The organism is Phenylobacterium sp., from assembly GCF_036821595.1.
In the GTDB taxonomy this organism is placed as follows: Bacteria; Pseudomonadota; Alphaproteobacteria; order Caulobacterales; family Caulobacteraceae; genus Phenylobacterium.
In genome coordinates this window covers 1-19,620 of record NZ_DAISJG010000003.1, presented here as the reverse complement: position 1 = coordinate 19,620, position 19,620 = coordinate 1, and the positions used below count along the sequence as shown (strand labels likewise).

Sequence of the window (19,620 nt, the reverse complement as noted above, 5' to 3'; positions counted from 1 at the left end):
CGCCCCCCGCGGTCAGCCGGGCCGCTTCGGGCGGAACAGCAGCTTGTCGATGCGGCGGCCGTCCATGCGGACGACCTCCACCTCGAACCGGCCGAGCGGGAGGGTCTCCCCCTCGGCGGGCAGGCGTCCCAGCCGGTCGAGGATCAGCCCGGCGGCGGTGTGGAAGCCTTCCTCCTTGAAGGTCTGGCCGAGCGCCTCGCCCAGTTCGAGCAGGTCGAGCCGCCCGTCGACCAGCAGCGACCCGTCCTCGCGGCGGACGATGGCGGCGCCTGGGGCGTCGTGGGCTTCCGGCATGTCGCCGGCGATCATCTCCAGGAGGTCGGTGGGCGTGATCACGCCCTCCAGGCCGCCGAACTCGTTGACCACGAAGGCCATGTGGAGCTGCGACGACTTGAACTGCTCCAGCGCGCCCAGCAGCGACGTGGTCTCCGGGATGTAGAGCGGCTCCTTGACCAGGGCCGCCAGGTCGAGCGGCGCGCCCGACAGCAGGACATCGGCCACGTCGCGCTTGTGGACCACGCCCACTGGCCCGTCGAAGTCCTGCCCCTTGGCGACGACGAAACGGGAGTAGGGGCAGCCGAGCACGTCCTGCCGGACCACGTCCTCCGGGTCGTCCAGGGAGACCCAGTAGACCTCGGTCCGGGGCGTCATGGCCACCCGCACGGGGCGGTCGCCGAAGCGCATGACCTCATGGATCATCGCCTCCTCCTGCGGCTCGATCACGCCGGCCCCGGTGCCCTCGGCGAGGACGGTCTCCACCTCCTCCTGGGTGACGGTCGAACCGTCGCTGTCCCGGACCCGGAGCAGCCGCAGGACCGTGGCGGTGGAGAAGGTGAGCAGGGTGACGAACGGGCCCATCGCCTTCGCCATCAGCGCGAGCGGCGGCGCCACCAGCGCCGCGATGGCCTCCGGATGGATCAGGGCCAGGCGCTTGGGGACCAGTTCCCCGAGGATCAGCGACAGATAGGTCAGCACCACGACCACGACCGCGGTGGAAATCTGCTCCGAATAGGGGGCGAGCAGGGTGACGTTGCGCTCGAGGATGCCGTCGAGTTCGCCCGCGATCGTCGCCTGGCCGTAGGCGCCGGCAAGGATGCCGATCAGGGTGATGCCCACCTGCACCGACGAGAGGAAGCGTGTGGGCTCGGCCGCCAGCCGCAGCGCGACGCGAGCGCCCCGGTCGCCGCGATCCGCGCGGCTCTGGAGTTTCGCCCGGCGGGAAGAGACCACGGCCAGTTCGGACATGGCGAAGACGCCGTTCAGCAGCACGAGCAGCAGGACGATGGTCGAGGCGATGAGGATCATTGGGGCCGCAATCGGTGAGGCGCCCTGGCGGCGCCAGTGGGAAGGATAGGGGCTGAGGGGAGGGGCCGCGACCCCGAACCTGCCCCGCCGGGCGGGCGGCGCAGGCTGGCCCGGGCGCTGCGCGTCATGCGGCGTTGCACAATGGGCCCCGAACCTCTATTTTCGCCGGTTCTATCCGCTTAGAGAGACTCCATGGCCCGCGTCACCGTCGAAGACTGCATCGAAAAGGTCCCGAACCGTTTCTCGCTCGTGCTGCTGTCCGCGCACCGCGCCCGCGCCATCTCGGCCGGCGCGCAGCTGCTGGTCGACCGCGACAACGACAAGAACCCGGTCGTGGCCCTGCGCGAGATCGCCGACGACGTGGTGGACGGCGAGGAGCTGCGCGAGAGCGTGATCGCCTCCCTGCAGCGCGTCGACGAGCGTTCGGAAGCCGAGGAAGAGGCCGAGACCCTGGCCCTGCTGGCTGACCCCACCCACATGCAGATGAGCGAGCTGGAACTGGTCCGCGCCCTGCAGAGCGACCGCGACGGCGGTCAGGAGGAGCGGTACTGAGCCCCGAAGGCGCAGACCCGCTCACTATCCCGGCGGCGGCCGACGCCGCCGCAACGCCCAAGGTCGTCCCCCCGCCGCCTGCAGTCCAGGCGGCGGCCCAGGTCGCCGCGAAGCGTCCCAAGTTCCTCCGCCAGTTCGAGCTGATCGAGAAGGTCCGCTCCTACGACCCCACCGCCGACGAGGCGCTGCTGAACCGCGCCTACGTCTACGCCATGCGCATGCACGGCGCGCAGAAGCGGGCGTCCGGCGACCCCTACTTCGCCCACCCCATCGAGGTGGCGGGCATCCTCACCGACTACCGCCTCGACACCGAGACCATCGTCACGGCCCTGCTGCACGACGTGATCGAGGACACCCCGGCCACCCGCCACGAGATCGAGGAGCTGTTCGGCTCGGAGATCGCCGAGCTGGTCGAGGGCGTCACCAAGCTCTCCAAGCTGGAGCTTTCCTCCGAGCACCTCCGCCAGGCGGAGAACCTGCGCAAGTTCATCCTGGCCATTTCCCGGGACGTCCGCGTCCTGCTGGTGAAGCTGGCCGACCGGCTGCACAACATGCGCACGCTCCACTTCATCAAGAGCCCCGCCAAGCGGGAGCGGATCGCGCGCGAGACCCTGGACATCTACGCCCCGCTGGCCCGCTCCATCGGCGTCCACCGGATCTGCACGGAGCTGGAGGAGCTCGCCTTCGAGCACCTCAACCCGGTGGCCCGCGACGCCATCTACCGCCGCCTCGACGTGCTGCGCCACGAGCAGGGCGGGGCGGTCGCCCTGGTCAGCCAGGAGGTGGCCGCGAAGCTGGAGCAGGGCGGCATCCCGGCCCGCGTCTTCGGCCGCGAGAAGCACCCCTATTCGATCTGGCGGAAGCTCCAGAGGAAGTCGATCGGCTTCTCCCAGCTCTCCGACATCTACGCCTTTAGGGTGATCGTCGACACCGAGGAGGACTGCTACCGGGCGCTGGGCGTCATCCACCGCGCCTGGCCGTCCGTGCCCGAGCGGTTCAAGGACTTCATCTCCACGCCCAAGCGCAACAACTACCGATCGCTGCACACCACGGTGGTGGGCCCCAAGGGCATGCGCATCGAGATGCAGATCCGCACCGAGGCCATGGACCGGGTGGCGGAGGAGGGCGTCGCCGCCCACTGGCGCTACAAGGACCAGTCCTACGGCTTCGACGTCGAGGCCCAGAAGGAGGCCGGCGGCCGCGACCCGCTGGTCAACCTGCGCCACCTCGTCCAGGTGCTGGAGCATGGCGGCGACGCCGAGGAGCTCGTGGAGCACGCCAAGCTCGAGATGTTCCTCGACCAGGTGTTCGTCTTCACGCCCAAGGGCCAGCTCGTCAGCCTGCCGCGCGGGGCCATGCCGCTGGACTTCGCCTACGCCGTCCACACCGACATCGGCGACACCACCATCGGCGTTAAGATCAACGGCGAGCTGAAGCCGCTGCGTACCGTGCTCTCCAACGGCGACGTGGTGGAGGTGATCCGCGGCGGCAAGCCCGTGGTGCCGCCCGACTGGCGAAGCCTGACGGTGACGGGCCGCGCGCGCTCGGCCATCCGCCGCCACATCCGGCAGACCGAGAAGGAGGAGTTCCTCCGCCTCGGCCGCGCCACCGTCGACCAGACCTTCGAGTCCGCCGGCAAGGCCCGCAAGGAGGTCTCGCTCCGGCCGGCCCTGGACCGCTTCGCCGTGGCCACCGAGGACGAGCTGTTCGAGGCCGTCGGCCGCGGCCGGGTCTCGCCGCCCCAGGTGCTGGAGACCGTCTTCCCCGGCCTCAAGCCCACCGAGCGCGAGGCGGCGTCCGCCCGCCGCCGCATCGAGGACGGCCGCGCCGCCAAGCTCTACGTCCGCGGCGGCGGCCTGACCCCGGGCGTCACCCTGCACTTCGGCGAGTGCTGCTCGCCGGTCCCGGGCGACCGCATCGTCGGCATCCTGGAGAGCGACGGCCGCGGCCTCACCGTCCACACCATCGACTGCGAGCGGCTGGAGGCCTTCGAGGACCGCGAGGAACTCTGGCGCGACCTGCAGTGGACGCCGGAGGCGGAGCGCAACTCCATCGCCCGCGCCCGGCTCACCGCCACCATCCGCAACGCGCCCGGCGTTCTCGGCCAGGCCTGCACCATCATCGGCGAGGCCGGCGGCAACATCGTCGGCCTGCGCATGCACCACCGCCAGTCGGACTTCTTCGACGTGGATTTCGACGTCGACGTCAACGACGCCCGCCACCTCACCCACATCGCCGCCGCCCTGCGCGCCAACCCGTCCGTCGAGACGGTGGACCGGGTGAAGGGCTGACGCTCCGGGCGTGGCCCCAGGCGCCCCTTCTTCCTCGATGGAGGAAGGGTAGGGATGGTGGTGATCGCTGGGCGGTTCGGCGGCCCGCCACGGCCTCGTCTTCCGCTCGTGCCCGAACGGGATTATCTCCGGTTCCATGAACACCGAAGACGTCCTCGACGAGTTCCGCGGCGCCGGCGCCCTGCGCGAAGGCCACTTCATCCTGGCGTCCGGCCGCCACAGCCCGATGTTCCTGCAGAAGAACCTGGTCTTCCAATACGCCGACCGCACCGAGCGGCTCTGCCGGGCGCTCGCCGACAAGATCGTCGCCCAGTTCGGCAAGCCCGACCTGGTGGTCTCCCCGGCGGTGGGCGCGATCATCCCGGGCTACGAGGTCGGCCGCGCGCTCGGCGTGCCCTCGATGTTCGTCGAGCGGGAGGACGGCAGGTTCAGGCTCCGCCGCGCCTTCCGGATCCCGCCGGGCGCCAAGGTCGTCGTCGTCGAGGACGTGATCACCACCGGCGGCTCATTCCGCGAGGCCGTCGAGCCGATCGAGGCGGCCGGCGGGACGGTGCTGTGCTGCGCCTGCATCGTCGACCGCTCGGGCGGCCGGGCGGACGTGGGCTTCCCGCTGGTGGCGCTCGCCACCGTCGACGTGCCCTCCTACGCCCCGGACGAGATCCCGCCCGAGCTCGCCGCCATCCCGGCCGAGGAGCCGGGGTCGAAGAGGCTGAAGTCATGAGCCTCAGGCTCGGGGTCAACATCGACCACGTGGCCACCGTGCGGAACGCCCGCGGGGAGAGCTATCCGGACCCGGTGCGCGCCGCCGAGATGGCGCTGGCCGCCGGCGCCGACGGGATCACCGCCCACCTGCGCGAGGACCGCCGGCACATCTCCGACGCCGACATCGACCAACTCGCCGTCATCTGCCGCCGCCGCGGCCGCCCGCTGAACTTCGAATGCGCCGTGACGCCGGAGATGGAGGCCATCGCGCTCGCCCACCTGCCGCACGCCGCCTGCCTGGTCCCCGAGCGCCGCGAGGAGGTCACCACCGAGGGCGGCCTCGACGTGGTGAAGGGCCACAACGCCATCGCCCCCGTCGTGCAGAGGCTCTCGGAAGCGGGAATCCGCGTCTCCTGCTTCATCGACGCCGATCCCGCCCAGGTGGAGGCCGCCAGGTCGGCCGGCGCCCAGGTCGTCGAGCTGCACACCGGCGCCTACTGCGAGGCCGTGCGCCACCGCGACCCCCGCGCCGGCGAGCTGCTGGAGGCGCTGAAGGCCGCCGCCCGCCAGGCCGCCGGGCTGGGCCTGGAGGTCCACGCCGGCCACGGCATCGACTACGAGACGGTGAAGCCCGTCGCCGCGATCCCCGAGGTCGCCGAGCTCAACATCGGCCACTTCCTGATCGGCGAGGCGATCTTCATCGGCCTGGGCCCCGCCATCCAGCGGATGCGGGCCCTGATGGACGAAGCCAGATCGGTGCGCGCCGCGTGATCGTCGGCATCGGCTCGGACCTCTCCGACATCCGCCGCATCCAGGCGAGCCTCGACCGCTTCGGCGACCGCTTCCGCCACCGGGTGTTCACCGAGCTGGAGCGCACCCGCTCCGACCGCAAGGCCGACGCCGCCTCCAGCTACGCCAAGCGCTTCGCCGCCAAGGAGGCCTGCGCCAAGGCGCTCGGCACCGGCATGCGGCGCGGGGTCTTCTGGCGCGACATGGGCGTGGTCAACCTGCGCTCGGGCCAGCCGACCATGGCGCTCACCGGCGGCGCCCTGAAGCGGCTGGAGGAGATCACGCCTGCGGGCATGACCGCGCACATCCACCTCTCCCTCACCGACGACCACCCCTACGCCCAGGCCTTCGTGATCATCGAGGCCCTGCCGGCCGGCTGATCCCCCGGGCCAGGTTAACCTGGTTGATTTCCCGCCGCCGCGGCCGGCGGCAGATTGGGGATGGTCCAGCCTCCCTGGCGGAGGCGCAGCGGGAGGACATCCTTGCGCTACCAGGTCACGGTCACCGGCCCCGACGGGGCCTTCGTGTGCGGCGCCACCCTGCGCTGCCAGGACACCGAGAGCGCCCTGCGCCGGTTCGAGGAGCTGCCCCTCCCCGCGGGGCGCGCGGAGCTGCGGCGCGGAACGCGGCTGATCGCCCGCCGCCCGGTCCCGGCCCTGCCGCGCACCGGGACCTGAGCGGTCAGGCCGCCCGCGGCGGGAGCTGCAGGTAGGACGGGTCGAACTCCCCCGCGGCCATCAGGCCCGGCCAGTTGCGCACCCGGATCTCGCGCCGCCGCACGCTGACCAGCCCCTCCCGCTCCAGCGTCCGCAGCACGCGGTTGGTGTGGACCACCGACAGGCCCAGCGAGTCGCTGAGGTGGGTCTGGGTGGCGGGGAAGGGGCAGCGCCAGCCGTCCGCCTCGCCGGCCGCCTCCAGCCGGGTGAACACCTCGCACAGCAGGTGGGCGATCCGCGCATAGGCCGTGCGCCGGCCGACCCCCACCAGCCAGGCGCGGTAGACCGCCGCCTCCACCAGGCTGAGCTTCCACAGCGCCTGCGCCACCCGCGGGTGGTCGGCCATCACCTGCAGCAGGGCGGCCCGCGGGGCGGGCGCCGCCTCGCCGGCGCTCAGCGCGCCGACGCTGTAGTCCACGCCCATGAACAGCCGCGGCAGGTCGAGCACGTCGCCCGGCGCGTGGAAGGACAGGATCTGCCGCCGCCCGTCGGGCAGGGTCTGGTGGCGGAACGCCTGGCCGGACAGCAGCACCAGCACCACGTCCGGTCCGTCGTCGCCGTCCTCCACCAGGTCGGCGCCGGCCTTGAACGCGCGCGGCGGGCCCAGCACGGCGGCCACCGCCGCCCGGTCCGCATCCGTCAAAGCCACATGGTTTTCGAGGTTTGCGAGGAATCGCCCGGCCATCCCCCTTGGGAGACCACGGGCCGCGCCGATCCCGAATTAACTGGGTTAATGTTCCGCTTGCGGAGCGCTCAGGGCCAGTAGCGTCCCAGGTGCCTGTCCGCCAGACGGGCGTTCATCCAGGCCTCGGCCTCGCCCAGGTCGGCGAACACCGGCGGGGCGGGGGTCTCCAGGGGCCCGAACCCCTTCTCCAGGAACCACCGGCCGGCGAGCCCGCCCTGGACGTCGGACAGGCGCACCAGCACCGCCACGAGGTAGTCCCCGCGGTAGACGAGGCGGCCGTCGCCGTCCTCGCCGCTTGCGACCAGGGCGGGTTCGAGCCTGAGCCTCACGTGACGCGGGCGTCCTTGAGGTGCAGGTAGCCGGCGTCGAAGTCGCCCGCGGCCTTCAGCTGTTCCCAGTCCTCGATCACCACGAAGCGTCCCTTGGACGAAATGAGGCCGTCGCGCCGCAGGTCCTGCAGGACCCGGTTCACGTGAACTGTGGAAAGCCCCACGGAGTCGCCGAGTTCCGCCTGGGTCACCGGAAGGGGGAAGCGGCCCTCGTCGGTCAGGCCGATGGCCCGCATCCGGGTGTAGACCTCGCAGATGACGTGGGCGATCCGCTGGTGGGCGGTGCGGCGGCCGACGCCGGCCAGCCATTCGCGGAACACCGCCGCGTCGATCAGGGTGTCGCGCCAGAAGGCGACGGTGATCTCCGGATAGGTCCGCGTCAGGTCGTTCAGCGCCAGGTGCGGGATGAAGGCCAGCTTGGTGGGCGTCAGGGCCAGCAGGCTGTGGTCGATCACCGGCAGGTGCAGGCTCTGCAGGTCGGGGATGTCCCCGGGGATGTGGAACGACATGATCTGCCGCTGGCCCTCGCCCAGCAGCTTGTAGCGGCAGGTGAAGCCGTCGAGCAGCAGGGCGCACTCCATCGGCCGGTCCCCCTGCCGCACGATGTCGGTGTTCTCCGCGAAGGTGCGCACCCGGAAGGGGAGCGCCAGCAGGGCCTGTTCGGCGGAGGAGGGAAGCTCCGCGATGGTGCGAAGCTTGGCGATCAGGAACCGGAGTTCCGAGAGGGTGTCGGGGGAAGTCACGGGAGCTCCGCGAGGCCGGACGTCCTAACGCCGGGAGGGAGCTGGTTTGTGGACCTCCCGACACTGTTACCCGTTGTCGCCCCCGACCGCGACTTACATAGATTAAGTTTCGCGGGATAAGTGAGGCCCATGATCACGCCCCTGGTCCGCAAGTTGCGGCACGGCGCGCCGCTGTCGTGCAGCGACGAACAGGCGCTCGCCAACGCCTGCGTCCAGATCCGCGACTACGCCGCGCGCGAGGACGTGATCGCCGAGGGCGAGCGCCCCCGCCATGTCCATGCGGTGCTGGACGGCTTCGCCTGCCGCTACAAGATGCTGCCCGACGGCGGCCGCCAGATCCTGGCCTGGCTCGTGCCGGGCGACTTCTGCGACCTGCACGTGACCATCCTGGGCGAGATGGACCACGGCATCTGCGCCGTCACCGGCTCCACCATCTGCGCCATTCCGCCCGAGGCGGTGGAGCGGCTCTCCAGCGCCAGCCCAACCCTCTCGCGGGCGCTGTGGTGGGCCACCCTGGTGGACGAGGCGGTGCTGCGCGAATGGCTGGTGGGCATGGGCCGCCGCTCGGCCGACCAGCAGGTCGCCCACCTGTTCTGCGAGCTGCTCCTGCGCCTGCGCGCCGTGGACTTGGCGCCGGGCAGCCGCTTTGATATGCCGCTGACCCAGGCGGAGCTCGCCGACTCCGTCGGCCTGACCCCCGTGCACGTGAACCGCGTCGTCCAGCAACTCCGCGCGGCGGGTTACCTGGAGTGGCGGGGCGGCGTCGTCTCGGTGCTCGACGAGCCGGGCCTCATGGCGTTCGCGGACTTCGACGCCAACTACCTGCACCTGCGCCGCGCCGAGGCCGCGTAAAAGCCCCCGGCTCCGCTTGGCCGGCAGGATCCGAAGGTTTACATGGATCAATATTCCGGGCGGCGACCTTCTGGGTGCCTGGGACCGAGAGACCGCGTGTGCTCCCCCTGGTCCTGCCTCCGGAGTTCCGTGTGCCCCGCTACCATTTCAACGTCGAGGACGGCCGGTCCATCCCGGACCCCGAGGGTACGGAGCTGCCCGGCCTGGAGTCCGCGCGCCGCGAGGCGGTGCGGATGGCCGGCCGGCTCATGGAGGACGACCCGGCGCACTTCTGGTCCACCGGCGCGTGGAGCGTCGTCGTCACCGACGACGCGGACCGGACCCTGTTCATCCTGGATTTCCGCGCCCGCGACGGCGCGGCCCCGTCCGCCGCCGTCCCGGCCGGCGGATGACCCGGATCCTGCTCGTGGAGGATGAGGCGGCGATCTGCATCCTGCTCGCCGAGGCCCTGCTGGACGCGGGCTTCGTCGTCACCGACTGCATGTCGCCCGAGGAGGGGAATGCGGCCCTGGCCGACGCGGACGGCTACCGGCTCCTGGTCAGCGACGTGAACGTGGGCGTCCGGGGGTGGGGCTTCGACTTCGCCCACCGCGCCCGGGCCGTCTGGCCCGACCTGGCCGTGGTCTATGTCACCGGCGACGCCGCCGCCGACGTGCCGCGGCGGGGCGTGCCGGGCTCCACCGTTCTGCCCAAGCCCTTCCTACCCCTTGAGCTGGTGCGCCACGTCCGGGGCGTCCTCGCCGGCGCCGGGGCCTGACGGGTCGAGCTCGGCGCTCAGCCGCCACTCGCTGGCCATCCACAGCCACTCACGCGCCATCACCGGCCCGTCGGCCTCGGCGGCGTTCAGCTCGCACTCCTCGGCCTTGGCCATGCAGAACTCGGGAGACAGCATGGGCGGCGGCTTACCGCGTGCGGCGGCCGCCGGCATTCACATCCGCGACGTGGGTTCCACCGGCGCGTCAGGCCGGCTCCTGCGCCGCCGCCGCCCGGCGGGTCCACGCCGGCCACAGGGTGTTGAGCGCCAGGCCCCCCAGCACCAGGCCCGCCGCCGTCAGCTTGGTCGCGGTCAGGGGCTCGGCCAGCAGCACCGCCGAGGCGCCCATGCCGAACACCGGCACCAGCAGCGACAGCGGGGCCACCGTGGCCGTCGGGTGGCGCGCCAGCAGCCAGGACCAGGCGCTGTAGCCGAAGATGGTGTTGCCCACCGACTGCCAGAGCACCGCGGCCCAGGCGCCGGCGTCGGCCTTCGCGATCGCCCCGCTCACCGCCGGCCAGCCCTCCACCGTCACCGCCAGCACGATCAGCGGCGGGGCGGCGAAGACGCTCGACCAGACCACATAGGCCAGCATGTTCACCGGCCCGGCCGTCCGCGCCACCGTGTTGCCCGCCGCCCAGGACAGCGCCGCGAACAGCACCATGGCGATGCCCAGCGGCCGGGCGTCGGCGTCGGTGTGGATCATCAGCCAGGCCAGCCCCGCCGCCGCCAGCCCCAGCGCCACGAGCTGGAACGTCTTCACCCGCTCCCCCGCCAGCAGCATGGCGAAGCCGATGGTGAAGAAGGCCTGGGTCTGCACCACCAGCGAGGCCAGCCCCGGCGAGATCCACTGCGTCATGGCGATGTAGAGCACGCCGAACTGGCCGGCCCCGATCAGCAGGCCGTAGGCCGCCAGGTTCCACCAGGGCACGGCCGGGCGCTTCAGGAAGAACACCGCCGGCAGGACGGCGAAGGTGAACCTGAGCGCCGCGAAGGTCAGCGGCGGCAGGTCGTCCAGGCCCCAGCGGATGACCACGAAGTTGGTGCCCCACACCGCCACCACCGCGAGCGCGAGGAGGGCGTGCAGCGGCGGCAGGGCAGGGCGGCTCATCGCCGCGATATGGCCACGCTCGCGGGCTTTGTCGATTGTGCGGACGCGGGCGGCGCGTCGCCAAATGAGCGAGAGTTCATGGGCGCCGGCCCCTAGTCTGTCGTAGAGCAGATTCTGCATCGCGGCCGCTGCGCCGCCCGTAAAGAGGATCGGTGGTTTGGCTCGAGGCAGGACGAAGGCGGGCGAGGGCGCGAACGAGGTCTGGGAGATCATCAAGACCCTGTTCTGGGCGCTGCTGATCGCGCTGGTGCTCAGGATCTTCCTGGTCCAGCCCTACACCATCCCCTCGGCCTCGATGGAGCCCAACCTCTACGAGGGCGACTACATCGTGGTCACCAAGTGGAGCTACGGCTACTCCCGCCATTCCGCCCCGTTCAGCCCGCCGCTGTTCGAGGGCCGGCTGCTGGCCCGCGCGCCCGAGCGCGGCGACGTCATCGTCTTCAAGACCCCGCTCGACAACCGCACCGACCTGGTCAAGCGCCTGATCGGGCTGCCGGGCGACCGCATCCAGGTGCGGAACAGCGAGCTGTGGCTGAACGGCGAGCGCGTGCCGCGCACGCCCGCGCCGGGCGCCGCCACCGACCCCCGCGCCATGGGCGAGATCTTCCGCGAGACCCTGCCGGGCGGCCGCAGCTACCTGACCCAGGACTACGGCCCCGACGGCGGCCTCGACGACACCGACCTCTACGTGGTGCCCGAGGGCCACTACTTCATGATGGGCGACAACCGCGACAACTCCATGGACAGCCGGGTCCCGGTGGCGGCCGGCGGGGTAGGGTATCTGCCGTCCGAGAACCTCGTCGGCCGCGCCCGCATCGTCCTGGTCTCCTGGAAGCCCGGCGCCTCGATCCTCAAGCCCTGGACCTGGCTCAACCTCAACCTCGACCGCATCGCCAAGCCGCTCGGCTGATCCGGACCAGCCGCGAACGAGGAAGAACCACGGATTTCACGCATCACACGGATGGGAGGCGCGGAGCCCGGATGTCCTTGCGCGCCGGAGGCGCGCGAATCCCTTCACCACCTCGCGGGCCTCGCCCAGTCCGCGCCGACGCCATCCGTGGAATCCGTGCCATCCGTGGTTTCATGATTGAGCGCGCGTTCGTGTGGTTCGTGGACCCCTCCCGCCGCGTCTCCCGACCTTGCCCCGAGGGCGCCCAGCGCGTAACTGCACGCCCACGCCCGTTTCGCCGGGCCCTATGCCAAGGACCACCATGAGCGAGAACGTGCAGGCCGCGCACAGCCCTGAGAAGTCCGGCGCCGTCAACGAGATCGTCGAGATCGTCAAGACGGTGGTCTACGCGCTCGCCATCGCCCTCTTCCTGCGGGTGCTGTTCTTCCAGCCCTTCACCATCCCGTCGGCCTCGATGCAGCCCAACCTCTACGAGGGCGACTACATCATCGTCTCCAAGTATTCGTACGGCTATTCCCGCCACTCGATCCCGTTCAGCCCCCCGGTGTTCGAGGGCCGGATCATGGCGAGCGCCCCGCAGCGCGGCGACGTGGTCGTGTTCAAGCTGCCGCGCGACGGCCACACCGACTACGTCAAGCGCCTGGTCGGCCTGCCGGGCGACCGCGTCCAGATGCGCGACGGCCTGCTCTACCTCAACGGCGAGCAGGTGCGGCGCGAGAACCTCGGCACGACCCGCCAGGTCTCCGAGTACGGCGGCGAGCGCGACGTGACGCGTTACCGCGAGGTCCTGCCGGGCGGCCGCGCCTTCCTCACCGAGGACTTCGGGCCCGAGCACGACCTCGACGACACCGAGGTCTATGTCGTGCCCGAGGGCCACTACTTCATGATGGGCGACAACCGCGACAACTCGATGGACAGTCGGGTGTCGGCCGCGGTCGGCGGCGTGGGCTTCGTCCCGGCCGAGAACCTGGTCGGCAAGGCGCAGATCGTCCTGCTGTCGTGGCGGGCGGGCGCCTCGATCTTCAAGCCCTGGACCTGGGTGATGGACGCCCGGCCCAGCCGCTTCTTCCACTCCCTGAAGTAGGCGCATGAATTCGCGAGAGGCCGCCGTCGCCGAACTCGAACGGCGCATCGGCTATGTCTTCCACGACCGCGACCTCCTGGAGCGGGCGCTGACCCACGCCAGCGTCGGCGACGGGGCCAGGACCGTCCGTCACAACGAGCGGCTGGAGTTCCTGGGCGACCGGGTGCTGAACCTCTGCGCCGCCGAGCGGCTGATGGCGCTCGATCCCGACGCCCGCGAGGGCGAGATGAGCCGGCTCCTGGCCTCCCTCGTGAACTACCACGCCTGCGCCCGGGCGGCGAAGCGGGCGGGCCTGCCCGAGGCCCTGCGCATGAGCGCCTCGGCCACCAAGGTCGGCGCCCGCAAGTCCGACGCCGTGCTCGGCGACGCCTGCGAGGCCCTGATCGCCGCCCTCTACGTCGACGGCGGGCTGGAGTGCGCCCGGGCCTTCTTCCTGAAGTTCTGGCAGGAGGAGTTCGCCCGCCTGGACGAGCCGCGCTCCAAGGATCCCAAGACCCAGCTCCAGGAATGGGCGCAGGGCCAGGGCCTGCCGCTGCCCGCCTATGAGATCATTTCCCGCGAGGGCCCGGATCACGCGCCCTCCTTCACCGTTTCGGTAGAGGTGGAAGGCTATCCGCCCGAACAGGCGCAGGGCCGCTCCCGCCAGGACGCCGAGAAGGCCGCCGCCCAGCAGATGTTGCTGCGTCGGGAAGGCCCCGAGCCACAGGTAGACGACGAATGAGCCGCGCCGGCTTCTGCGCCATCATCGGCGCGCCCAATGCGGGCAAGTCCACCCTCACCAACCGCCTGGTGGGCGCCAAGGTCTCCATCGTCACCCAGAAGGTGCAGACCACCCGCTTCCCGGTCCGCGGCGTGGCCATGGCCGGCGACGCCCAGATCGTGCTCGTCGACACCCCCGGCATCTTCCAGCCCAGGCGCCGGCTCGACCGGGCCATGGTCCGCGCCGCCTGGGGCGGGGCCGAGGACGCCGACGTCATCGTCCACCTGGTGGACGCCGCCGCCGAGATCGCCGCCGGCGAGCCGGGCGCCAAGGGCGCCGACCGCAAGGCCGCCCAGGACGTGGAGTCCATCGTCGAGGGGCTGAAGAAGTCCGGCCGCAAGGCGATCCTGGCGCTCAACAAGATCGACCAGGTCAAGCGCGAGAACCTCTTGGCGCTGTCCCAGAAGCTGTTCGAGACCGGGGTCTACGACGAGGTCTTCATGATCTCGGCGACCTCCGGCTCCGGCGTCGAGGACCTCCGCGACCGGCTGGCCGCCCTCATGCCGGAGAACCCCTGGTTCTACCCGGAGGACCAGACCGCCGACCTGCCGGCCCGCCTGCTGGCCGCCGAGATCACCCGCGAGAAGCTCTACCTCCGCGTCCACGAGGAGCTGCCCTATTCGGCCGCCGTGGAGACCACCAAGTTCGAGGACCGCAAGGACGGTTCGCTCCGCATCGAGCAGACCATCTACGTCGAGCGCGAGAGCCAGAGGCCGATCATCCTCGGCAAGAACGGCCAGACCCTGAAGTGGATCGGCCAGAAGGCCCGCGAGGAGCTCACCGCCATCCTCGACCGCCCGGTCCACCTCTTCCTGCACGTCCAGGTCGACGAACGCTGGGCCGACAAGCGCGAATTCTACGGCGACGTGGGCCTCGACTTCGACGTCTGAGGCATCTCTCAACCGCTCATCCCCGCTTTCGCGGGGATGAGCGGGTGGTAAGTCTGGCCTGATGGAATTCGAGGACGCCGCCTTCGTGCTGACCGCCCGGGCCCACGGGGAGTCCGGGGCGATCGTCGAGTTGCTCACCGAGCGGCACGGCAAGTACGCCGCCCACGTGGCCGGCGGCGGGTCGCGGAAGATGAAGCCCTTCCTGCAGGCCGGGGCGCCGGTCACCGCCCGCTACCGCGCCCGGGTCGCCGACCAGCTCGGCTCGGCGAGCCTGGAGCCGGCCGGGGAGGGACCCGCGGCGCTGTTCGACGACAAGCTGGCCCTCGCCGGCCTCTCGGCCGCCGCCGCCGTGGCCGCCGGCGCCCTGCCGGAGCGCGAGCCGCACCCGGGCGCCTACCTGGCCTTCGAGGCGCTCTCCCGCGCGCTCGTCCATCCGGAGATCTGGCCGGCCGTCTTCGTGCGCTTCGAGGCGGGCCTGCTGGAGGAGCTGGGCTTCGGCCTGGACTTCTCCAAGTGCGCCGCCACTGGCGCCACGGACGACCTCGTCTGGGTCAGCCCGCGCACCGGCCGGGCGGTCAGCCGCGCCGCCGGCGAGCCCTACCGCGACCGCCTGCTGACCCTGCCGCCCTTCCTGCTGAGCGCCCAGGCGAGGCTCGAGGCCGGGGACGTGAAGGCCGGCCTCGACCTCACCGCCCATTTCCTCGAGGCCTTCATCTTCAGCCCGCTCAACCGCCCCCTGCCGCCGGCCCGCCTGTGGCTGGTCGACCGGCTGGAGGAGGCGGGGCGGCTCTAGCGGCGTCTCAGCCGGCCTGGGGCAGCCGGAACAGGATCGGGATGCGCACGTCCGCGCCGGCGGTCGGCGCGCCGCTGCGGCTCCGGGTGGTCATCTGGAACCGCTCGGCCATCTCCAGCGCCGCCTCGCCGAAGCCGTAGGCGGCAGGGTCCTCCATGGCCACGGCACAGCCCTCGAGCCGCCCGGCGCCGGTCACCCGGCAGTCGAGCACCACGCGGCCCTCGACCTTCTCGGCCACGGCCCTGGCCGGATAGAAGGCCTTCACGTCCTCCGGCGTCGGCCGCTGGACCCAGTCGGGATCGCCGATCTGCGTGCGCGTCGCCCCCGTGGCCCACGCCGCGCCGGCGCAGAGCGCGGCGAGGGTGGCGACGACGGCGAGGCCCAGGCGCTTGCGGCTCCGGGCGGGCAGGGGGGATTTCAGCATGACGATCCGCTCCTTCAGGGGATGTTGCGCGCCGAGCCAGTGGCAGCCGACCGGCAGGGGCTGGGTTCCGAGCTGCGTCTTCAAGAGCAGCGCGCCGTAGAGCCTCCGGGCCTGCGGGAAGCGCGCGACCACCGCGGCGTCGCAGGCCAGTTCCTGGTCGACCCGCAGCGCCCGCGCGCCCCAGTGGACCAGCGGGTTGAACCAGCAGAGGCAGGTCAGCGTCGCCAGGAGGGCGTTCACCCAGGCGTCGCCGGTCCGCAGGTGCGCGGCCTCGTGCGCCAGGATCACCTCGCGCTCGGCGGCGTCGAAGCGGGTCTCGAAGTCGGACGGGGTGACGATCCGCGGCCGGATCGCGCCGACCACCGCGGGGCCTGCCCCGGCGCTGGCCGCGCGCCAGACACGCGGCGTCCCGGCGACCGGCTCCAGCCGGCCCAGCGAGTCGACGAACCGGCGCTGCAGCCGCCAGGTCCAGGCCGCGCTCGCCGCCACGCCGGCCAGCCACAGCGACAGCACGACCCCGTCGCCGCGGTCCGTCGCCGCCGCCGCGGCCATGGCCCGGCCCGCCGCGCCCGCCGCCTCGCCGACGAAGGGCAGGGCCTCCGCCGCCGGCTGCGGGATCAGGGCGGCGGCGCTCGCCAGCAGCGGCAGGACCCAGAGCCCGTAGGCCACCCGCGCCCCGAACGCCCGCCGAACCGGCCGCCGCAGGAGGGCCACCAGGACCACGGCGATCGCCGCCAGCACATTGGCCCGCAGGAGGCCGCCCAGGATCTCGCTGGTCATTCCTCGATCTCCGCGATCAGCCGCTTCAGCTCGGCCACGTCCTCGGGCGTCAGCTTGCCGCTCTTCGAGAAGTGGCTGACCAGCGGGGCCACGCGCCCGCCGAACAGGCGGTCGACCACCGTCTCGCTCTCGGCCGCCAGCCAGGCCTCCCGGGCCAGCCTCGGCCGGTAGAGGTAGCGGCGGCCGTCGCGCTCCGCCTCCACCGCCTTCTTCTTCAGGAGCCGGTTGATCAGGGTCTTCACCGTGGCCTCGGTCCAGCCCTGCGGGGCGGCCACCTCGGCGGCCACGTCCTCGGCGCTGCGCGGCGCCCGCCGCCACAGCGCCTCCATCACCATGCTTTCCGCGCCGCTGATCTTCATGACGTTTACATCCGTAATCGTCCGCAACGTTTACGCCCGTAATCGTCGCTGTCAAGCGACCGATGTTCTGCTAGGCGTCGCCCATGTTCACCGAGGACGAGATCGACCGCATCGGCCGGGCCATGGCCGACCGCACCCTGCCCAAGGCGGAATGGACCCACGCCGCCCACTTCGCCGCCGCCGTCTGGCTGCTGGCCGAGCCGGGCCGCGACGCGCCCGCCGAGATGCCGGGCCTGATCCGCGCCTACAACGCCGCCACCGGCGTCGCCAACACAGACACCGAGGGCTACCACGAGACCATCACCCAGGCCTCGCTCCGCGCCGCCGCGGCCGCGCTGCAGGGCCGCACCCGCAGCGAGGCCCTGGCCGGGCTCCTCGCCGGCCCCTGCGGCCGTTCCGGCTGGCTGCTGGCCCACTGGACGAAGCCCCGCCTGTTCAGCGTCGCGGCCCGCCGCGCCTGGGTGGAGCCCGACCTCGCGCCGCTGCCGTTCAAATGATGTGGAAGGTCCGCCGCGCCGCAGGGACGCGCGCGCGGGGGGCCGCTATGACTGAGCGTCTATCCGTCCCGTGATTCTCTGCGACAGAAGTCCATGCCCCTCGACGTCCCGCCGCCCGAAGACGACACCCCGGCCACGCCCGACGATCCGCGGATCATCCACGAGCCGCTGTCCGAGGCGCTGTCCCGCCGCTACCTGGCCTATGCGCTCAGCGTCATCACCGACCGCGCGCTGCCGGACGTGCGCGACGGGCTGAAGCCCGTGCAGCGGCGCGTGCTCTACGCCATGCGCGAGATGCGGCTGAACCCCGAGGCCGCCGCGCGCAAGTGCGCCAAGGTGGTCGGCGAGGTGATGGGCGGCTACCACCCGCACGGCGACCAGTCGATCTACGACACCCTGGTCCGCATGGCCCAGTCCTTCGCCCAGCGCTATCCGCTGGTCGACGGCCAGGGCAACTTCGGCAACATCGACGGCGATAACCCCGCCGCCATGCGCTACACCGAGGCCAAGCTGACCACGGCGGCCATGCTGCTGCTGGACGGCATCGACGAGGACGCGGTCGACTTCAAGCCGACCTACGACGGCGCCGACACCGAGCCGGTCGTCCTGCCCACCGGCTTCCCGAACCTCCTGGCCAACGGCGCCACCGGCATCGCGGTGGGCATGGCCACCTCGATCCCGCCGCACAACGCCGGCGAGCTGATCGACGCCTGCCTCCTGCTGCTCGACCAGCCCGACGCCTCCACCGAGGCCCTGATGGCCCACGTCCAGGGCCCGGACTTCCCGACCGGCGGGGTCATCGTGGAACCCCGCCAGTCGCTGCTGGAGACCTACGACACCGGCCGCGGCGGGGTCCGCGTGCGGGCGAGGTGGGCGCGCGAAGACCTCGGCAAGGGCGCCTACCAGATCGTCGTCACGGAAGTGCCCTACCAGGTGAAGAAGGCCGACCTGGTCGAGCAGCTCGCCGGCCTGATCGAGACCAAGAAGGCCCCGCTGCTGGGCGACGTGCGCGACGAGTCCGCCGAGGACGTCCGCCTGGTGCTGGAGCCCAAGAGCCGCAACGTCGAGCCCGAGGTCCTCATGGAGAGCCTGTTCCGGCTCTCCGACCTGGAGACCCGCTTCAGCGTCAACCTCAACGTCCTCGACGCCCGCGGCACGCCCGGCGTGATGAACCTGCGCCAGGCCCTGCGCGCCTTCCTCGACCACCGCCGCGAGGTGCTGGTCCGCCGGGCCCGCAACCGCCTGGCCAAGATCGAGGCCCGGCTGCACATCCTCGACGGCCTGGTCATCGCCTACCTCAACCTCGACGAGGTGATCCGCATCGTCCGCTACGAGGACGAGCCGAAGGCGAAGCTGATCGAGACCTTCGAGCTTACCGAGCTGCAGGCCGAGGCGATCCTCAACACCCGCCTGCGCCAGCTCGCCAGGCTGGAGGAGATGGAGCTCCGTCGCGAGCACGCCGAGCTCTCCGAGGAGCGCGACGGCATCCAGGCCATGCTGGCCAGCGACGCGAAGCAGTGGAAGCTGGTCGCCGCCGGCCTCAAGGCCGTCAAGGCCCAGCTCGGCGACCTCAACCGCCGCCGCTCGATCTTCGCCGACGCCCCCGAGATCGACACCGAGGCCGCCCTTGAGGCGATGATCGTGCGCGAGCCGATCACCGTCATCCTCTCCGAGCGCGGCTGGATCCGCGCCGCCAAGGGCCGCGTGGACGACCCCTCCGAGCTGAAGTTCAAGGAGGGCGACAGGCTCCAGTTCCTGGTCCCGGCCGAGACCACCGACAAGCTGCTGATCTTCGCCTCCGACGGCCGCTTCTTCACCCTGGGCTGCGACAAGCTCCCCGGCGCCCGCGGCCACGGCGAGCCGCTCCGCCTGATGATCGACCTCGACGACAAGGTCGGCCTCGTGGACGTCTTCGTGCACCGCCCGGGCGCCAAGCGGGTCCTGGCCTCGAAGGAGGGCTACGGCTTCATCATGCCGGAGGAGGAGGCCATCGCCTTCCGCCGCGCCGGCAAGCAGGTGCTCAACGTCGCCTCCGCCAACGGCAGGAACGTCGCCCAGGTCTCGCTCCCGCTCACAGGCGACCACCTGGCCGTGGTCGGCGACAACGGCAAGATCCTGATCTTCCCCGCCGCCGAGCTCCCCGAGATGCCCCGCGGCAAGGGCGTCAAGCTGCAGGCCTACCGCGAGGGCGGCCTGAAGGACGCCCTGGTGTTCAACGCCGACGAGGGCGCCGCCTGGACCACGGCCGACGGCCGCACCCGCCAGTGGCCCGAATGGCGCGAGTGGGTCGGCCG

Annotated in this window: 24 protein-coding genes; 16 read left to right on the top strand and 8 right to left on the bottom strand. The window is 71.7% G+C overall.

Annotated elements, in window-relative coordinates:
* Positions 1-12: 12 nt before the first annotated feature.
* Positions 13-1,305, bottom strand: a complete 1,293-nt coding sequence (locus V7Z97_RS02615; protein ID WP_334161235.1) for a hemolysin family protein — start codon at positions 1,303-1,305, stop codon at positions 13-15.
* Between the two features lie 192 nt (positions 1,306-1,497).
* Here V7Z97_RS02615 and rpoZ point away from each other — a divergent pair, with 192 nt between their 5' ends.
* The 6 genes from rpoZ to V7Z97_RS02585 all read left to right on the top strand — a co-directional run bounded on the left by rpoZ (position 1,498) and on the right by V7Z97_RS02585 (position 6,316).
* Complete coding sequence (gene rpoZ, locus V7Z97_RS02610; protein WP_334161234.1) at positions 1,498-1,857, top strand: DNA-directed RNA polymerase subunit omega; 360 nt, start codon at positions 1,498-1,500, stop codon at positions 1,855-1,857.
* 140 nt (positions 1,858-1,997) lie between these two features.
* Complete coding sequence (locus V7Z97_RS02605; RefSeq protein WP_334161424.1) at positions 1,998-4,148, top strand: RelA/SpoT family protein; 2,151 nt, start codon at positions 1,998-2,000, stop codon at positions 4,146-4,148.
* A 136-nt stretch (positions 4,149-4,284) separates the two neighbouring features.
* Positions 4,285-4,869, top strand: a complete 585-nt coding sequence (pyrE, locus tag V7Z97_RS02600) for an orotate phosphoribosyltransferase (protein ID WP_334161232.1) — start codon at positions 4,285-4,287, stop codon at positions 4,867-4,869.
* Entirely contained in the window at positions 4,866-5,621 is a 756-nt protein-coding gene (locus V7Z97_RS02595) for a pyridoxine 5'-phosphate synthase (protein WP_334161231.1), read from the top strand. The genes pyrE and V7Z97_RS02595 overlap by 4 nt, the downstream gene beginning before the upstream one ends.
* Positions 5,618-6,019: a holo-ACP synthase gene (gene acpS / locus V7Z97_RS02590; RefSeq protein ID WP_334161229.1), complete on the top strand. Its 402-nt coding sequence runs from the start codon at positions 5,618-5,620 to the stop codon at positions 6,017-6,019. Before V7Z97_RS02595 ends, acpS begins: the two co-directional genes overlap by 4 nt.
* Positions 6,020-6,121: 102 nt before the next feature.
* Positions 6,122-6,316, top strand: a complete 195-nt coding sequence (locus V7Z97_RS02585) for a hypothetical protein (protein WP_334161228.1) — start codon at positions 6,122-6,124, stop codon at positions 6,314-6,316.
* A 4-nt stretch (positions 6,317-6,320) separates the two neighbouring features.
* Here V7Z97_RS02585 and V7Z97_RS02580 read toward each other — a convergent pair whose 3' ends face one another.
* The 3 genes from V7Z97_RS02580 to V7Z97_RS02570 all read right to left on the bottom strand — a co-directional run bounded on the left by V7Z97_RS02580 (position 6,321) and on the right by V7Z97_RS02570 (position 8,112).
* Entirely contained in the window at positions 6,321-7,004 is a 684-nt protein-coding gene (locus tag V7Z97_RS02580) for a Crp/Fnr family transcriptional regulator (protein ID WP_334161226.1), read from the bottom strand.
* A gap of 104 nt (positions 7,005-7,108) precedes the next feature.
* Positions 7,109-7,369: a hypothetical protein gene (locus V7Z97_RS02575; RefSeq protein WP_334161225.1), complete on the bottom strand. Its 261-nt coding sequence runs from the start codon at positions 7,367-7,369 to the stop codon at positions 7,109-7,111.
* Entirely contained in the window at positions 7,366-8,112 is a 747-nt protein-coding gene (locus V7Z97_RS02570) for a Crp/Fnr family transcriptional regulator (protein ID WP_334161224.1), read from the bottom strand. Before V7Z97_RS02570 ends, V7Z97_RS02575 begins: the two co-directional genes overlap by 4 nt.
* A 129-nt stretch (positions 8,113-8,241) precedes the next feature.
* Here V7Z97_RS02570 and V7Z97_RS02565 point away from each other — a divergent pair, with 129 nt between their 5' ends.
* The 3 genes from V7Z97_RS02565 to V7Z97_RS02555 all read left to right on the top strand — a co-directional run bounded on the left by V7Z97_RS02565 (position 8,242) and on the right by V7Z97_RS02555 (position 9,721).
* Positions 8,242-8,964, top strand: a complete 723-nt coding sequence (locus V7Z97_RS02565; protein ID WP_334161222.1) for a Crp/Fnr family transcriptional regulator — start codon at positions 8,242-8,244, stop codon at positions 8,962-8,964.
* A 131-nt stretch (positions 8,965-9,095) separates the two neighbouring features.
* A complete protein-coding gene (locus tag V7Z97_RS02560; protein ID WP_334161221.1) occupies positions 9,096-9,356 on the top strand; it encodes a DUF6894 family protein in 261 nt (86 codons plus the stop codon).
* Positions 9,353-9,721 (top strand): response regulator, encoded by a 369-nt coding sequence (locus tag V7Z97_RS02555; protein ID WP_334161219.1) that lies wholly within the window; start codon positions 9,353-9,355, stop codon positions 9,719-9,721. Before V7Z97_RS02560 ends, V7Z97_RS02555 begins: the two co-directional genes overlap by 4 nt.
* Here V7Z97_RS02555 and V7Z97_RS02550 read toward each other — a convergent pair.
* Positions 9,665-9,856: a hypothetical protein gene (locus tag V7Z97_RS02550; protein ID WP_334161216.1), complete on the bottom strand. Its 192-nt coding sequence runs from the start codon at positions 9,854-9,856 to the stop codon at positions 9,665-9,667. The genes V7Z97_RS02555 and V7Z97_RS02550 overlap by 57 nt on opposite strands.
* Before the next feature lie 67 nt (positions 9,857-9,923).
* A complete protein-coding gene (locus V7Z97_RS02545; protein ID WP_334161215.1) occupies positions 9,924-10,829 on the bottom strand; it encodes an EamA family transporter in 906 nt (301 codons plus the stop codon).
* A 157-nt stretch (positions 10,830-10,986) separates the two neighbouring features.
* Between V7Z97_RS02545 and lepB (V7Z97_RS02540) the strand changes: the two genes are divergently transcribed.
* From lepB (V7Z97_RS02540) to recO, 5 genes are all read left to right on the top strand, one after another.
* Entirely contained in the window at positions 10,987-11,739 is a 753-nt protein-coding gene (lepB, locus tag V7Z97_RS02540; RefSeq protein ID WP_334161213.1) for a signal peptidase I, read from the top strand.
* A 301-nt stretch (positions 11,740-12,040) separates the two neighbouring features.
* A complete protein-coding gene (gene lepB / locus V7Z97_RS02535; RefSeq protein WP_334161212.1) occupies positions 12,041-12,823 on the top strand; it encodes a signal peptidase I in 783 nt (260 codons plus the stop codon).
* 4 nt (positions 12,824-12,827) lie between these two features.
* A complete protein-coding gene (gene rnc / locus V7Z97_RS02530) occupies positions 12,828-13,544 on the top strand; it encodes a ribonuclease III (RefSeq protein ID WP_334161211.1) in 717 nt (238 codons plus the stop codon).
* On the top strand, positions 13,541-14,473 hold the full coding sequence (era, locus tag V7Z97_RS02525) for a GTPase Era (protein ID WP_334161209.1): 933 nt from the start codon (positions 13,541-13,543) through the stop codon (positions 14,471-14,473). Before rnc ends, era begins: the two co-directional genes overlap by 4 nt.
* A 61-nt stretch (positions 14,474-14,534) precedes the next feature.
* On the top strand, positions 14,535-15,266 hold the full coding sequence (recO, locus tag V7Z97_RS02520) for a DNA repair protein RecO (RefSeq protein ID WP_334161207.1): 732 nt from the start codon (positions 14,535-14,537) through the stop codon (positions 15,264-15,266).
* Between the two features lie 7 nt (positions 15,267-15,273).
* On the opposite strand, the gene V7Z97_RS02515 is transcribed toward recO, so the two are convergent.
* Together V7Z97_RS02515 and V7Z97_RS02510 are read right to left on the bottom strand one after the other, a co-directional pair.
* Positions 15,274-16,470 carry a TonB family protein gene (locus V7Z97_RS02515; RefSeq protein WP_334161205.1) on the bottom strand — a complete coding sequence of 399 codons (1,197 nt, stop codon included), beginning with the start codon at positions 16,468-16,470 and terminating at the stop codon, positions 15,274-15,276.
* Positions 16,467-16,829: a BlaI/MecI/CopY family transcriptional regulator gene (locus V7Z97_RS02510; protein ID WP_334161204.1), complete on the bottom strand. Its 363-nt coding sequence runs from the start codon at positions 16,827-16,829 to the stop codon at positions 16,467-16,469. Before V7Z97_RS02510 ends, V7Z97_RS02515 begins: the two co-directional genes overlap by 4 nt.
* Positions 16,830-16,912: 83 nt before the next feature.
* Between V7Z97_RS02510 and V7Z97_RS02505 the strand changes: the two genes are divergently transcribed.
* A complete protein-coding gene (locus V7Z97_RS02505; protein ID WP_334161203.1) occupies positions 16,913-17,326 on the top strand; it encodes a hypothetical protein in 414 nt (137 codons plus the stop codon).
* A 93-nt stretch (positions 17,327-17,419) separates the two neighbouring features.
* On the top strand, positions 17,420-19,620 hold a 2,201-nt coding region (gene parC / locus V7Z97_RS02500; RefSeq protein WP_334161202.1), incomplete at its 3' end, for a DNA topoisomerase IV subunit A.